Genomic DNA, 15,607 nt, shown 5'->3' with positions numbered 1-15,607 from the left:
AGTTCATAGCGCAACCGCTACCTCGCAGACAACCGACCAAAACAGCCAACCGTCCATTTTTAACGAGAGTAGTCAGTATACTACACCCGGAAGTATCTAATAGGTTTCCCATTCAACACTTCACTCCGAGGGGATGTCGCTAAAGGTTGTATTGCCGGTTCCCAGCGCTACCAGCTCTCTGTAAATACAAGATTCCTTTAACTTTTGCCTCATCAATGATTTATAGTATTAGATTTTCATAACTCCACCTGTACTTGCAGATGTAACGAGTTTCGAATATCTTGCTAAATAACCTTTTTTAATCTTTGGTTCAAATGGTTGAAGATTAGCTCTTCTGTTTGCTAATTCTTCATCACTAACTTGTAATTCTATTGTTCTATTAGTCAAATCAATCACGATAATATCGTCATCTTCGACTAAAGCGATCGGTCCACCATCAGCTGCTTCTGGAGAAATATGTCCAATGGAGATTCCTCTTGATGCACCTGAAAATCTACCGTCTGTAATAAGTGCTACCTTCGTCCCTAACCCGCGACCTTGAATCGCTGAAGTTGGAGCGAGCATTTCCGGCATCCCCGGTCCGCCTCTTGGGCCTTCGTAGCGAATAACAACTACATGACCTTCTTTAACCGTACCGTTATCAATTGCTTCTTGTGATGCTTCTTGTGAATCAAACACAATTGCTCTTCCAGTAAACTCTTTGATAGAAGGATCCACTGCGCCGACTTTAATCACTCCACCTTCAGGAGCAATATTCCCAAATAATACGGATAAGCCACCTACAGGACTATATGGATTTTCTTTTCGGCGTATGACTTGATCATTTTTAATATCTGCATCTTTTACATTTTCATAAAGGCTTTTCCCAGTAATCGTCATACGATCCGGATGAACAGCTCCAGGAATTTCGCAAAGTTCTTTTATAATGGCACTAACTCCTCCAGCAAGATGAACATCATGCATAGAGTAATCAGAAGCTGGCATAATTTTCGATAAATAAGGAACACGCTTCGCTACTTCGTTAATCTCTTTCACGTCGTATTCAATTTCTGCTTCGTGTGCGATTGCTAATGTATGTAGTACTGTGTTTGTAGAACCACCCATCGCCATATCTAGTGCGAATGCATCGTCAATTGTTTCTTTTGTGATAAGATCACGCGGTTTAATATCTTCTTTCACCATTCTTACAAGATGTTGTGCTGCTTCTTTTATTAGGCGATGACGTTCTTCAGATGTAGCAATAATTGTTCCATTACCTGGAGGTGTCATTCCTAACATTTCCATCAATGAGTTCATCGAGTTCGCGGTGAACATCCCTGAACAAGAACCACATGTTGGACATGCATTTTGTTCAATGTCTAGTAACTGTTCTGCAGTCATTGATCCTGACTTATAAGAACCAACACCTTCAAATACAGATGTAAGTGAAAGTTGTTTGCCGTCAGCCGAAGTTCCAGCTTCCATCGGACCACCTGAAACAAATACAGATGGGACATTCGTTCTTACTGCTGCCATTAACATTCCCGGTGTGATTTTGTCACAGTTCGGGATGTAAAACACACCATCAAACCAGTGCGCGTTAATAACTGTTTCCGCTGAATCTGCAATTAGTTCACGACTCGGAAGAGAATATCTCATCCCGATATGTCCCATTGCAATTCCATCATCAACACCAATCGTGTTAAATTCAAATGGAATTCCACCAGCTTCACGTATTGCTTCTTTTACGACCTCTGCAAATTTGTTCAAATGCATATGGCCAGGAATAATATCAATATAGGAGTTACACACACCAATAAATGGTTTCTCTAAATCTTTTGTTTTTACTCCAGTTGCATAGAGTAGGCTTCGATGCGGTGCTCGATCGACACCTTTTTTTATCATGTCACTTCTCAATTCTAATCGCCCCTATACTTTTCGCCTCAACAGCGTTTAGCTTTGCAGCTTAGACTTTTAAAAGTCTTTTCTCTATGTGAATTTTCTCACAATATTTAATATATTGTAGCTATCATATCTCCTTTAAAATGCCGCGTCAACACCCTTTTTTAAAATAATCTGTTAGTTTGGAATATTCATATTTAATGTAATCGTTTTCATTAGCGATATATCGCATTTTACACGCTAGAAAAATAATTGTGAATTTTTTGTTCAAAATAAAAAACCTCCTCACAATAGCGTATGAGAAGGGTTCTCAAAGGTAGAATCTGTCTATATTTTTATAGGATTTTGTAGTACTGTTTGAAGGATAGAATAGAGGGGTTGGGTGGAATTATTTTCTATTAAATAACAAAATTACGCTAAGGGAGACCAATGGAGGTATGAAAGCAACCAATTATGCCCTGAGAGCAACTAAGTAAATAATTTAGCATAGAAAAAGCCTTCCCTATGTAGCGGGAAGGCAAATTGTTCACCATAAAATTGGCTTGGCTACCATAAACCAAAGCATAATGAGTAGCAGGAAAATATACATCCAAACAGAACGACGTAGTTTTAAAACTAGAGTATCCAAATCTATCATTTCATTTTGGTACAAGCGAATATTGGGCTTAAACGCTCTTGCCAAAAACACAATGGAGCCGACCATTACAACAATCGTCATAATAACCCAAGACGTTGTCCATGGCCAATTCCCCCGCCACATAAGCAAAATACCAGACACAACAAGTACATGCCCTGCATGTTTGACAATCCGAATAGCAGCCTGGAACACTTCTAAATGCGAATCTAGTGCTTCACTATTTTGGAGTTTCATCCTATTTAATACAGGAAAAAGTACAAAGAAAGGTCCAATAGATAAAATTGCGCTTAATACATGTGTAAAAATTATAATAGAATACATAGAATCATCACCTATTTATAGTATACGATATTGCGCGCATGGAGTTTGTGTCGAGTTGAGGAAGATTTTCAATTGTGGGATGGAAACCTGTTGGAATCGCAAGATTATGTCTTAGAATCGCAAAATACCTCCGATAAACCGCAAGATACCACTTCCAAATCGCAAAATCCCTTACCCAAACAAAAAAACGACTCCAATTCGCTTGGAGTCGCTACTATATTACTGATTAAATTTTAAAATGGCTTACTTCTGCTTGTAGTGTTTCAGCTAAATCTGCTAAAGTTTGTGCATTAGCTGTGATTTCTTCATTAGCAGCAAGCTGTTCTTCTGTTGCTGCACTTGTGTCATTGGCTCCATCTGCAGCGATGGAAGCTAAATTTTGCACTTGTTGTACGCTTTCTGTTACAGATTCCGTCATTGCATGGATTTGCTCGATCGCTGCGGATACGGATTCTACTTTCAATACTACTTGCCCCACTCCGCTTTCGATTTCTTTGAATACTTGGATGGACTCGGTTGTTTTGGATAGACCTTCTTCTACTTTTGTTCCACCCGTTGTAATTGCTTTTACAGCTTCACCAGATGCTGACTGGATTAATTGCACCATAGAGCCGATTTCCGATGCAGAGTTTTTTGATTGCTCCGCTAGTTTACGCACTTCTTCTGCTACTACTGCGAAACCTTTTCCGTATTCGCCAGCACGTGCTGCTTCAATTGCCGCATTTAAGGCAAGAAGATTTGTTTGCTCTGAAATATCGGTAATAAGTGACGTGATAGATTGAATTTCATCGGAATGCTTGGCCATGCTTTTCATAATTTCTGTTGTTTCATTAAAAGTCGTATGTATCGTATCCATTTGACTGGCAACGTCCGATACAACAGATGATCCTTTTGTGACAAGGTTTTGCACGCCATCTGTCGATTGTAACATTTCTTCGTTATTTTTCGCGATTTGCCCAATACCTTGTTGTAATTCTATGATAGATTTTACAGAAGAATCCATGTGATTCATTTGCTCTTCACTTGCCAGCATTTGACCTTCTGCGGATTTTGCGACCATTTGAGTAGATGCTAAGCTTTCTTCTGAACTAGCAGAAAGTTCCTCTGCGTTTGCTGCAAGTTGCATCGATGAGTCTCGCACATTGGAAACAATATTTCGAAGATCTGCAGCCATCTTATTAAAAGCAGTCGCCATATCCCCGACTTCATCTTTATTTTTGATTTTGATTGATTTCACGGCCAAGTTTCCAGCTGCTATTTCAGTTAAACCAGCAGTCATTTTTTGAATTGGTTTGGAAATATTTTTACTGATGAAGTAGGAAACGACCGCACCAATAATTACACTCGATATGGTTAGAATAATAGTAAGCGTATTTGCCATTTTTATGTATGCGTCTAAATCAGCTTTCGTTTGATCAACATGATCCTGTTGAATTTTTTTTATCTCATCTAATATACTAAGAATTTCATTGTTTAGTTCAACCGAATTAGCTGAGTATTGAGCAAAATTCCCATTTTTACGTCTCAATTCAATAATTCGATCATTTGATTCAAATAATGCAACTGTTTTTGTTTCTAAATCTTTCATTAATGCCAATGTTTTTTCATCAGACACACTTTCAATAAGCTTTCTAGCCGAAACAGAGCCTTTTTCGATTTCCCCTTGGAAGTTTTCAATCGTACTTTCCTTCCCGAACATAACAAACTCCAATATGGATGTAGCCATTGCTTTTTGAATCTTTTCAATCTCTTCCACATTGTTTACTCTTTCCATATCTTCATCAATTATAGTCTTATATCTGTTCGTAATATCAATTGTTGCAAATATTGACAATCCACTTGAAAGAATTAATAAAATCAATACAGATAAAAATCCTATCCACATTTTCCTACCAATTGTAAACTTCATTGTATAGCCCCTTTTTCCTATATTTTATGTATTCATTAATCCTATAGTAACCATATCATTATACATAATGAAAGGTATTTTGTCATATTATTTGAATATAAAGAAAGGCTTTAAATCGAGTAGATCGATTTAAAGCCTTAGACATTTTTAAGAAAGTTTAAAGTGACTTACATTATTTTGTAGTGCTTCTGCAAGATCTGCTAAAACCTGTGCATTGGAAGTAATTTCTTCGTTTGCAGCAAGTTGTTGTTCCGTAGCCGCACTAGTATCATTAGCACCATCCGCAGCATGTGAGGCTAAACGTTGCACTTCAAGAGCACCTTCGGAAACAGATTCAGCCATCGCTTGAATTTGTTCGATTGCTGCAGAAACCGATTCAATTTTAGAACCGACAACACCAACCGCTGATTCGATTTCTGTAAAGACATGAAGCGATTCAGTCGTCTTAGCTAAGCCATCTTCCACTTTATCTCCACCTGCCGTGATGGCTTTCACTGCATCACCAGAAGCCGTTTGAATCATATCCACCATTTTTTCAATCTCTGAGGCAGAGTTTTTCGATTGCTCCGCAAGTTTTCGAACTTCTTCTGCTACAACCGCGAAGCCTTTCCCATACTCCCCAGCTCGTGCTGCTTCAATTGCCGCATTTAAGGCAAGCAAATTCGTTTGCTCAGAAATATCGGTAATAAGCGCAGTAACAACTTGAATCGCGTCCGAATGCTTGGCCATATTTTGCATAATAATAGTTGTATCTTTAAATGTCGTATGAATCGTATTCATTTGATTCGAAACATCTGTCACTACAGTCGAACCTTTTTTAACGAGTTTCGTCACATCGTCTGCGGCATTTAACATTTCTTCATTATTAATAGAAATTTGCCCAATTCCTTGTGACAGCTCACCCATCGATTGCATAGAGGCATCCATATGACGAACTTGTTGCTCGCTACTAGCCATCTGTTCTTCCGCCGATTTCGCAACCATTTGGGAAGAAGCCAGACTTTCCTCTGAACTTGCAGAAAGTTCTTCAGCATTTGCTGCAAGCTGCAGGGAAGAATCGCGCACGTCGGATACAATTTGTTTCAAATCTGCCGTCATCGTATTAAAAGCAGTTGCCATTGCCCCCACTTCATCTTTGTTTTTAATACGAATAGGCTCAACAGCTAAGTTACCACTTGCAATTTCAGATAGTCCACTCGTCACCTTTTTAACTGGATTGGCAATACTTTTGCTGATGAAATAGGCAACGATAATACCAAGAAGAATGCTCGTAACAGCTAAAATGATAATAAATACTTTAGCCCCTACTTCATAAGCCGTCAGTTCTTCACGCGTTTTATCCATATCATCTTGCAAAAATTGTTCAATTTCACTCAAGATGTCAATTAAATTAGCATTCATCGCTTTTGCTTCTGTCGTCAGTTTATTAACTGCTGCTGTATCTTTCCTTTGCTTTGCAGCAATTGCCTCATCGACTTTATTTGCAAATACTCTTCCTCTTCTATCTAATTCATCCATCATTGTGATTGTTTCTGGAGAAAATAACTTACCACGGAGCTCCTCTGACAAACTTATCGATTCGTCCCTATGATCCTTAACATTTTTTAAAGAGGCATCTGTATTAAACAAGATATAATCGAGCATACTCCGCCCAGTATCTTTTTGAGCAATCTCTAACTCATTCACTAGATTAAGTTTTACCGCCCGATCATCCAATAAAAACTGATATTTATTACTTACATTAGACAATGTCATAAATGCTAAACTGGAGATTACTAACAATAGAAATAAAACAGAGGAAAAACCAAACCACATCTTTTTCCCAATCGTCATTTTCATAAGAAACCTCCTATTATATTATTTTTCCACACTTACCGCATGAAATCGTTTAAACGACACAAAATGTTCCTTCCAATATACATTACTTAACTTTGCAATTTCCACACCTTTTGACCCAGCATGAATAAATTGATCATCACCTATGTATATGCCCATATGAGAAATTCCTTCTTTATATGTATTCTCAAAAAACACTAAATCTCCTACAACCGGATCGGAAACAGTCGCACTTTGTGTGAAATAACTTTCACTACTTTGACGAGTTATATTCAATCCAGCTTGCATATGTACAAAATGAATAAATCCACTACAATCAAATCCCGCAATCGTATTGCCTGCATATAAATATGGAGTCCCTTCCAATAGCTTTGCAAAATCTACTAAAGTACTATACACAGCTTGTCCACTTGCAGAAAGAGCTTTTGCCTCTGCTTCGATAGATTCAGGAGAAGTAATGAGTTGCTCGGCCTTCACCTGAACTGGTTGTACAACTTTCCCTGTTTGAGCTTGTGTTGCAGGTTTTGTTGCTACTACAGGTGTTGTTACTTTAGCTGGGACATTAGCAGTCACTGGCTTTTGTACTACCAATCTCTGCTTCACATAAATACTATCCTTTGTGAGCTTATTCCATATTTGTAGATCTTTCACGGAAACTTTATATACTTTTGCAATCTTCGATAAAGTATCCCCTTTTTTCACTTCATATAAAGTATCAGTGCTTGCTGCGGCTGTTGATGCGAATGAAAATGTTAGAGCTGTTACTATTAGCACCTTTTTAAACATATCGTCACTCCTTCTATTATACTAGTAATTTTATCATAGCATTTATTTATTATTTTCACACTAATAATTTTGTGAATTTATTGCCTGGGAAATAGGCGATAAATCGACAAAGCTAAAGAATAACACCTACCTTCTTCTACAAAAAGGCAGGTGCTACTTTACTTCTTATTATCAAAATACATGCCATCCATCGTTTGTGTGGCAGCATAAGGATTTGTATAAGAACCCTCATGTCGTTTCTTTTGTTGAAGGGACTTAATATCAGTCTTTATTAAAGTCATTACTTTTTCTAATTCTTTTACTATACCTTGATCCAATTTTAAAAGAGTTTCATATAATTCATGGTTCTTTATATCCAACGATGTCCTGGAACTTATTTCTCTGATAGACTGTTCTCTATCTTCTAATAGCATACTTATTTGTTCAATAAATTCATCTCGATTTTCATCTGTTGGTGTTTGAGTAAGATGCTTATAAAGATTTACAGAAGCAATAAGAAAATCTTCTACTTCTCCCATTATGCTTGGTCTCCAGTGAATTGTTTTTGGCGATTCAGCTGAATAACTTGTTTCCAAGTATCTCGAAATTCAAGCGCATACCCTTCTACTTCTTCAATAATTTGCACATCATTTTTCATATTTGCTTCAATGAGACGGTGATTCATATATTCATACATTTTCATCATGGACTGAGAAATTTCAATATCCATGTTCAGTGTCACCATCAGCTCTTGAATAATTTTCTGAGCCTTTTGCAAATTAACGTTTTTCTCCTGAATATTTTTTTCAGTAATCGCTATTTTAGCTTTTCCCAAAAATTTCAAACATCCATTATAAAGCATTAACGTCAATTCCCCAGGCGATGCTGTACTGACACTATTATTTTTATAAGCTTGGTGAACCGATTGTGCTGACAATATAACACAACTCCTTTATTTTATTTCAATTGTAATCAAATGTTTGATTAGCCTTGTCCAAACTGTGCTAAGTAACCTGATTGTGAATTAGCTTTACTGATTGCTTGCTCCATGGCAGTAAACTGTTTCCAGTAGCGCGCTTCCATATCTTCTAAACGACGTTGGAAATTTGAGATACGAGTATTTGTATCAATTAAACTCTTTCCAATTGTATATTGCTGATCTGTCCAAGTTGACTTACCAGCCTTGGTTTCAATTTTCGTAGTAAACTCTTTCATCGACGCTCGTAGACGCTGAATGATACCACGCGTGTCTTCTGTTGTCGTTTTCTCTCCAGGATTGATTAATGTTTTTACAACTTGATCGGGATTTTCTGTTAAAGCCTTTTTTAATTTTTCTTCATCAATAACCAATTTACCGCCATCAGAATATGCGCTTGAAGTCGTAATACCCATTTCAGCAAGTGTATCAATTATATTGTCACCTGTTCCAACTTTTCCATAAATAGCATTACGCATATCTGACAATCCACTACTAACGATTGAATCACTACGAAGAAGACCACTTTTTGCTTTTTCATCCCACATCTCTTGTTCTTTATCGGTCATATCTTTCCGTTGTTCATCTGTTAAAGGAGGGAAATCACGGTATTTTTTTTCTTTTAAGGAATCATTCATTCCAGAGATAAGATCATTATAATTGCTAACAAAAGCTTTTATTTTATCTACCATTGAATTAACGTCTGTTGTTGCAGATAATGTTATCGGAGCTACCCCAGTAGCAGTTTTTTCTTTCAATGTTATATTAAAACCTGCTACCGTAAAACTATTAGAATTTCGTTCAATTTCTGCTCCATTGACAGTTACTTTTGCGTTTGTTCCATTTGATGCTAAATTTTCCGAATCAGCAAACCCCAGACTTGAAAAGAATCCACTTTTTTCCCTATCAATAATTTCAGCTCCCTCAGTGCTTTTTCCAGTTGCTTTGGTACTTAAGGATAACTGACCTGATTTTTCATCATAAAGTGCGGTAATTCCGGCACCTTTATCATTAATTTTTTTTACAACATCATTTATAGTGTCAGTTTCCTTAAAAGAGAAATCAAAATCTTTCATAGTTCCGTCTGTTTGAAGAACGCCAAGTTTTACATTTTGATCACCAGAAATACCTAACTCTTTCATAGTTTTCGTACTTGGCGTATTTTCAGCAATACTTCCAACACCATATGATGATGAAGCTAATTGTTCAACTTTTTGAATTGATAATGTTCCAGATGCTGCTGATGTAGCTGTAGCAGATACTACATTATCGTTAGATACAGAAACTGTCTTCTTATTAAAACTATTTGGCGCCAAAAAGTCATCATAAAGTTTTGTGTGAAGAGTATTTAGTTTTGTATTAATAGAACGGTATGAATCACGTTGCCATTCAAATGTTGTCTTCTTTTGTAGTAATTTATCAAGCGGTATACGCTGTGCTTTCATCAAGTCTCCAACAATTTGATCTATATCCATACCGGATGCTAGTCCACCTACTCTTAGCCCTGCCATTTATAAAAAACCTCCTATTATTATATCTTTTCGTCTACAATCATGCCTACAAATTTTTGCATAGTGTAAAATGCATCCAACAACTTACGGGGGGGAACCTCTCTAATTACTTCGTCAGTTTCCGCATCCACAACTTCTACATAATAACGTTCTAATCCGTCATGCATAACAAACTTGGAGCTGCGATTTTGAACGGTCATAAATTCATTTAATGCGTCTACCGCCTTTTGTACTTTTTCTTTCGGGATACTTTCTTTTTCATTAGCTTTTTGTTCTGCTTGCATTATTTGTTTCAGAGAATTTTCTGCCATATTTGCTTTTGGTACATCCACAATTATTTCTTGTTTTGGCTGTGAAGCAACCTCAACATCTTTTGTTTGCGTCTGTGCTGATACACGCATCCAATGCACTCCCCTTATACTAACAATGTACTTATTCAGTATATCGGTTATTTTTTAGAAGTTTTCAGTTTCTAGCAAAATTTTCATATAAACGGTCGATAATAATAAAGTAAGTAAATATATTCACATGGAGGTGAATGAATTGAAAATACAAAACCAGGCATGGATAGCCTTTTCTACAAATCGATATCAGAAAAATGATAATGCTATTACTAGAACACTTGAAAAGCTATCAGGTGGAGACAAGCTAACTAGAGCAGCTGATAATGCATCTGGCTTGTCCCTATCTGAAGCAATGCGCGGACAAATTCGTGGATTATCACGAGCACAGCTTAATATGCAAGATGGACTATCCGTACTAGAATCTACAGATGCAGGGCTTCAACATGTAAGTAATGTATTACAAAGAATGCGAGCACTTGCAGTCCAAACTTCGACAGATACAGCAACCGATGAAGACCGTAACGCAGCTCAAAAAGAATTAGATCAACTTTTGCAATCTATCGATGACACTGCAGATAAAATGGAATTTAACACTCAAAACATTCTTGGTGATGTACGCCCATTATACATACATGTTGGCGCTAATGCAGAACAGACGTTACGCATTGATACTGTAAATGTGAGTACAGCATCCTTGGGCATAGAAATCGCAAAGCTGGCCACCAGAGAAGAAGCTGAAGACCTAATTAATAAAGTGGATAATGCATTATCCATTGTCTCTAAGCACTTGGCTAATACTGGTTCCGATTATGAATCGCTCTCACATCATAAAGAGAATGTTTCTAATATCGAAATTAGCCTTCAAAAGTCAGAATCTCTCATCCGTGATCCAGACATAGCTATAGAAATGATGGAATTCGTGAAACAAGAAATTCGTCAAAAAGGTGACGAGTTGCTGATTAAGCATACGAATGAAGACGTTAGCGATATTTTGAAGTTGTTTTGATTGTAAAAAATACGCTGTAGTGTATAAGAACTGACTCTATAAGAAAAGACATAATAAAAAAAACACCTACTTGTTGAAAACTTGGTTTAGAAATACCAAATCAACTCGTAGGTGTTTTTGTATAGGTAGTGTAAAATAGACATGTCTGTTGCATCTAGTTCTTACAAAAAAATAAAACAATGAGTTTTGAGTTTCAAAAGCAAACCATTAAATTATACTGTATAATTTAAACTAATCTCTCTGGACAAAATCGTACTTTATGGTATTACAAGTTATTGTTTCTCTATATAATATTTGACTGTTCTTAATAAATTCTCTTTAAAATCACTTTTTAGCAAATCATTGAACGATTCTCTATACTTACGATCGTCTATCGCATATCTAAAATCATGGCCTGGTCTATCTTCTACTAAAGCTATTAAGTTCCTATAACTAACACCGTTTTTTAGAGGTTTAATTTCATCTAATATTTCACAAATCATCTGTGCAATCTCTATATTAGTTCGTTCATTATGTCCCCCAATTAAGTAAGTTTCTCCTGCCTTACCTTCAAAGTATACTTTTTCAACTGCCTGGCAATGATCCAAAACAAATAACCAATCTCTAATATTTCGACCATCACCGTAAATAGGAATTGATTCAAGTGCTAATGCCTTTCGTATAATAGTTGGTATAAGCTTTTCACTATGTTGTTTGGGACCAAAATTATTAGAACAATTTGTAGTTACAACATTCATACCATATGTATGATAATAACTACGAACTAGCATATCTGATGAAGCCTTACTTGCTGAATAGGGACTGTTTGGAGCATAAGGCGTATCCTCTGAAAAAAGCCCATTTTCTCCTAAAGAACCGTATACTTCATCAGTTGAAATATGATGGAAACGCGCATTTTTGAACTGTTCCTTATATTCGTTTGGCCCTACCATCCAATAATTACGTGCTACATCTAATATATTCATAGTGCCCAACACATTTGTTTCAACGAAAGCAGCTGGATTTTCTATAGAATTATCAACATGAGATTCTGCAGCGAAATGTATGACACCATCAATCTGATATTCTTCAAATAATGTTTCTAAAAGTGCTCGATCACAGATATCTCCTTGGATAAATCTATAGTTAGGGTGATTTGACAATTCTTCTAAATTTCTAGTATCCCCAGCGTAGGTTAATTTATCAAGATTAATAACTTCTAATTTTTCATGTCCCTTTAAAATGTTAATAATGAAGTTTGAGGCAATAAAACCTGCCCCTCCAGTAATTAGTAAAATCCAAATCACTCCTAAAAATTATTCTATTTCACACACAAAAAATATACTTGAACACAAGTTAGGATGCTCTAACCCAAGTTTATAACATCCAACTAGATATTCGTCTGTTATAATATCTGTCTGCATTAATTGATCCCACTGAAAGTTTGCTAATGCTTTAAAAAAAATTCCTGTTTTATGTACAACATTTAACCCACTTAAACTCACATCTCTCTCTAATGTATCAAAAGTATATGTAATCCTGTGTCCATGTTCGAATTCTGCTTTAGTAACTGCTCTAGTATTATCAATAATCCCCATTTTCACTGCTATTTGTCGTGATGCTGCATTTGCATTGGGACATACAATAAACAATCTTCCGTTTTCACTTAACCATTGTTCCCTAATTTTTTTTAATAATTCAACTGGATTATCAATATGCTCTAGTACATGAGTTAAGATAATATTATCATATTTTCTATCTACTTCTAACTTTTCAAATTTAGAAGTAATATATTTAATATTTGTAAATGAACTCAAATTATTCTTTGCTTCTTCGATAGCAATTGAAGATGCTTCTACACATGTTATATCCTCAAAAAAAGGAGTTAGTCTTTTAGTAAAAATGCCTTTATAACTTCCTAATTCCAAACTATTACCACTTATAAAAAAAGGCTTAAAAGCCTCTATCATAAATCTATGCATAACGTCTTGATCAAAATTATAAATATATTTCCTTTCCATATTATCATTTAATTCATTATTATAGTCTCGATTAATCAATCTAATCCCTCCAAATTAATAGCTTTATTCATTTCTATACAATTACTATTATTATCTTTAATCTCAAAACCAACTTTAGTATATAAAACTATTGCAGCTTTATTATCTGAATCTACTTCTAAACATAATAATGAATACGAATTTTCTAATGCATAATCTATACACATTTCCATCAACCTTATTGCAATGCCTAATCTTTTATATTTAGATAGCACACTAACATGGTTAATAAATCCATATGCACCATTATTAAAATAACAACTAACAAGTCCTACTAAGTTGTGATTATCTATTGCACAAAAAGTTATTGCGTTATCATGTATTTTTTTTGCAAAATCTCTTAATTCAACTCTTTCATTTAAAGGAGGAACAAAATTATCTTTACACTCTAGTAAATGAAGGTATATTTTCTCGTAATCACAATCTCTTGAAAAAATTATTTCCATTATTGTTACTCCAATTCAGCTAATCCAAACCCATATTTTCCAAACTCATTTCCGTTATATAACATATAAACCTTATCATCAACTTCGAAAACATGAGGATAACAAATCATTTCTGAATCCCACTCTCCTTGACTTGGGTCTATTCTTCCTAATTCATCATTTCTCTCCCAGGAAAGACCATCCTTTGAAAAGGCGTACCCCATCTTATAACTATTTTCTGGGTTCACCCTAAAATCATATGATTCCCTAAAGCAAAAAAACATATGGTATCCATCTTTATTAATTAATACAGTCGGCAAGGCCTGACTCTCATCTTTTAATATATCTTTAATAATAGGAGTACCATTTCTTATCCAATTTATACCGTCATTTGAAACAGAATGTGCTATTTTATAAATTCGCTCAGGTTCTTTTTCATTCTGAAACTTTCTCCATTCCACTCCAAATATATACCACATATGGTATTTATTATTTATCCTTTTCACAAAGGGATCTGCCACAAGAAATGGTTCATTTAGATTTGCAGTTAATATTGGGCCTTTTCCAATTTTTTGAAAGGTTTCTCCATTATCATTTGATTTAGCAAGACCAATACCAGTGTTGACTGATACCGATATCCTTCTAGTCCAACCTGATGTGTAAGCCCATACCTCCCCTTCTACTTTTAGAGGATTTATGGGAAAAATACCATGTTCATCGAAGCACCCTTTACTTCCTAAAGGAATGACTTCATTTTGACTCAAATTAATAACTTCTGTCATGTCTTTATTCATATCAATGAAAACAACTTTACTTAAGAATTTTCCTGATGAATCTATCATTCTAGTAGAAAAATAAATTCTAACAAAATTTTCGAATACAACCGTTTGAGGTGATTGTGCATAATTTAAAGAATAATCTATTGGATTAAAAATTCTACCTAACTTTCTCCACTTCATTTCAATTCTCCTTTAAAAAATCATCGTTTAAATCTATTAATTCTGCAATTCCAAAACCGTATTTTCCAACTTCGTTTCCTAAGTAAAACATATATATTTTATTTTCAACTTCAAAAACATGAGGGTATGCAACCATTTCATTATCAAAACCCTCTTTCGAGACATCAATCCCTACTAGGTTGTCTCTTCTTGTCCAATTAAATAAGTCTTTTGAATAAGCATAGCCAATTCTGTATGCATTTGAACTATTAGTTCTGTAATCATGAGAGTCCCGATAACAAAAAAACATATGGTAATATCCATCTTTATAGAAAACGTCTGGACTTGCCTGAGCTTCAAACTCATGAAGCTTATCTTCTATTATATTTTTGTTATATTTCTCCCAATTCACTCCATCCTCAGAAACAGCCAATCGGATTTTATAGACTGGTTCTGTCATAGAATTTTTCTCAATCCATGCACAGCCTGCGATATAAAAAAGATAATATTTTTGTTTAAATTTCCTAATCTTAGGTCCACTAATTATGAATGGTTCATATGGCGTAGAAGTAAGTACAGGTCCTTTTCCATATTTAACAAAAGTATTACCACCGTCGTTACTTATTGCCATTCCTATCGAAACATCAAATGGTACCGATTCACATCTTGTCCATCCTCCATAGTAAGCAATAACTTTCTCATTATCTTTGTCATCATATATAGTAAAAGGATATGTTCCGAATTCATCAAATGTCCCTAAACCTCCTAATGTCAAAAGTGGTGATTCACTCATACCTTTTATTGTTTTAAGATCTGTCTTGTCTAAATCAATAAAAGCTACATAACTTTTATATTGTCCATTTTTATCAATCTTTTCCCTTGTATTAAAATATACTCTTATAAAATCATCTTTTTCTAAAACACAGGGGGCCTGTGCAAATTCGTACATCCATTCATACTTTGATTGAGTTAAAGGATTAAAAATAACACCCTTTTTTTCCCACTTAAACATTTCTCTT

Annotated in this window: 15 protein-coding genes; 1 reads left to right on the top strand and 14 read right to left on the bottom strand. The window is 35.3% G+C overall.

Going from position 1 to position 15,607, the window contains the following annotated elements:
- Positions 1 to 228: 228 nt before the first annotated feature.
- From ilvD to ACIQ38_RS03630, 9 genes are all read right to left on the bottom strand, one after another.
- Complete coding sequence (gene ilvD / locus ACIQ38_RS03670) at positions 229 to 1,896, bottom strand: dihydroxy-acid dehydratase (RefSeq protein ID WP_402818126.1); 1,668 nt, start codon at positions 1,894 to 1,896, stop codon at positions 229 to 231.
- A gap of 511 nt (positions 1,897 to 2,407) precedes the next feature.
- On the bottom strand, positions 2,408 to 2,839 hold the full coding sequence (locus ACIQ38_RS03665; RefSeq protein ID WP_402818123.1) for a hypothetical protein: 432 nt from the start codon (positions 2,837 to 2,839) through the stop codon (positions 2,408 to 2,410).
- A gap of 226 nt (positions 2,840 to 3,065) precedes the next feature.
- A complete protein-coding gene (locus ACIQ38_RS03660; RefSeq protein ID WP_402818120.1) occupies positions 3,066 to 4,748 on the bottom strand; it encodes a methyl-accepting chemotaxis protein in 1,683 nt (560 codons plus the stop codon).
- Positions 4,749 to 4,895: 147 nt separating this feature from the next.
- Positions 4,896 to 6,587 (bottom strand): methyl-accepting chemotaxis protein, encoded by a 1,692-nt coding sequence (locus ACIQ38_RS03655; RefSeq protein WP_402818117.1) that lies wholly within the window; start codon positions 6,585 to 6,587, stop codon positions 4,896 to 4,898.
- A gap of 18 nt (positions 6,588 to 6,605) precedes the next feature.
- Positions 6,606 to 7,370 (bottom strand): C40 family peptidase, encoded by a 765-nt coding sequence (locus ACIQ38_RS03650; protein WP_402818114.1) that lies wholly within the window; start codon positions 7,368 to 7,370, stop codon positions 6,606 to 6,608.
- Positions 7,371 to 7,528: 158 nt separating this feature from the next.
- Positions 7,529 to 7,888: a flagellar protein FliT gene (gene fliT, locus ACIQ38_RS03645; RefSeq protein ID WP_402818111.1), complete on the bottom strand. Its 360-nt coding sequence runs from the start codon at positions 7,886 to 7,888 to the stop codon at positions 7,529 to 7,531.
- On the bottom strand, positions 7,888 to 8,286 hold the full coding sequence (gene fliS, locus ACIQ38_RS03640) for a flagellar export chaperone FliS (RefSeq protein WP_402818108.1): 399 nt from the start codon (positions 8,284 to 8,286) through the stop codon (positions 7,888 to 7,890). The genes fliT and fliS overlap by 1 nt, the downstream gene beginning before the upstream one ends.
- Before the next feature lie 47 nt (positions 8,287 to 8,333).
- Positions 8,334 to 9,836, bottom strand: coding sequence for a flagellar hook-associated protein 2 (locus ACIQ38_RS03635; protein WP_402818105.1), 1,503 nt, complete (start codon positions 9,834 to 9,836; stop codon positions 8,334 to 8,336).
- Positions 9,837 to 9,856: 20 nt separating this feature from the next.
- Entirely contained in the window at positions 9,857 to 10,237 is a 381-nt protein-coding gene (locus tag ACIQ38_RS03630; RefSeq protein WP_402818102.1) for a flagellar protein FlaG, read from the bottom strand.
- Positions 10,238 to 10,370: 133 nt separating this feature from the next.
- Between ACIQ38_RS03630 and ACIQ38_RS03625 the strand changes: the two genes are divergently transcribed.
- Complete coding sequence (locus ACIQ38_RS03625) at positions 10,371 to 11,186, top strand: flagellin N-terminal helical domain-containing protein (RefSeq protein ID WP_402819590.1); 816 nt, start codon at positions 10,371 to 10,373, stop codon at positions 11,184 to 11,186.
- A 272-nt stretch (positions 11,187 to 11,458) separates the two neighbouring features.
- On the opposite strand, the gene rfbB is transcribed toward ACIQ38_RS03625, so the two are convergent.
- From rfbB to ACIQ38_RS03600, 5 genes are read right to left on the bottom strand one after another with little or no spacing between them, the layout of a single operon-like run.
- Positions 11,459 to 12,472, bottom strand: coding sequence for a dTDP-glucose 4,6-dehydratase (rfbB, locus tag ACIQ38_RS03620; protein WP_402818100.1), 1,014 nt, complete (start codon positions 12,470 to 12,472; stop codon positions 11,459 to 11,461).
- Positions 12,473 to 12,481: 9 nt separating this feature from the next.
- A complete protein-coding gene (locus ACIQ38_RS03615; protein ID WP_402818098.1) occupies positions 12,482 to 13,225 on the bottom strand; it encodes a class I SAM-dependent methyltransferase in 744 nt (247 codons plus the stop codon).
- Positions 13,222 to 13,671: a GNAT family N-acetyltransferase gene (locus ACIQ38_RS03610; protein WP_402818096.1), complete on the bottom strand. Its 450-nt coding sequence runs from the start codon at positions 13,669 to 13,671 to the stop codon at positions 13,222 to 13,224. Before ACIQ38_RS03610 ends, ACIQ38_RS03615 begins: the two co-directional genes overlap by 4 nt.
- Positions 13,672 to 13,676: 5 nt before the next feature.
- Entirely contained in the window at positions 13,677 to 14,609 is a 933-nt protein-coding gene (locus ACIQ38_RS03605) for a hypothetical protein (protein WP_402818094.1), read from the bottom strand.
- Position 14,610: 1 nt separating this feature from the next.
- Entirely contained in the window at positions 14,611 to 15,600 is a 990-nt protein-coding gene (locus ACIQ38_RS03600; protein ID WP_402818092.1) for a glycoside hydrolase family protein, read from the bottom strand.
- Between the last annotated feature and the right edge of the window lie 7 nt (positions 15,601 to 15,607).

Origin of the sequence: Psychrobacillus sp. NPDC096389 (assembly GCF_044762855.1) — a bacterium.
GTDB lineage: Bacteria > Bacillota > Bacilli > Bacillales_A > Planococcaceae > Psychrobacillus.
Note: the sequence above shows the minus strand (reverse complement) of the source record. Positions and strands in the feature narration are given on the sequence as shown.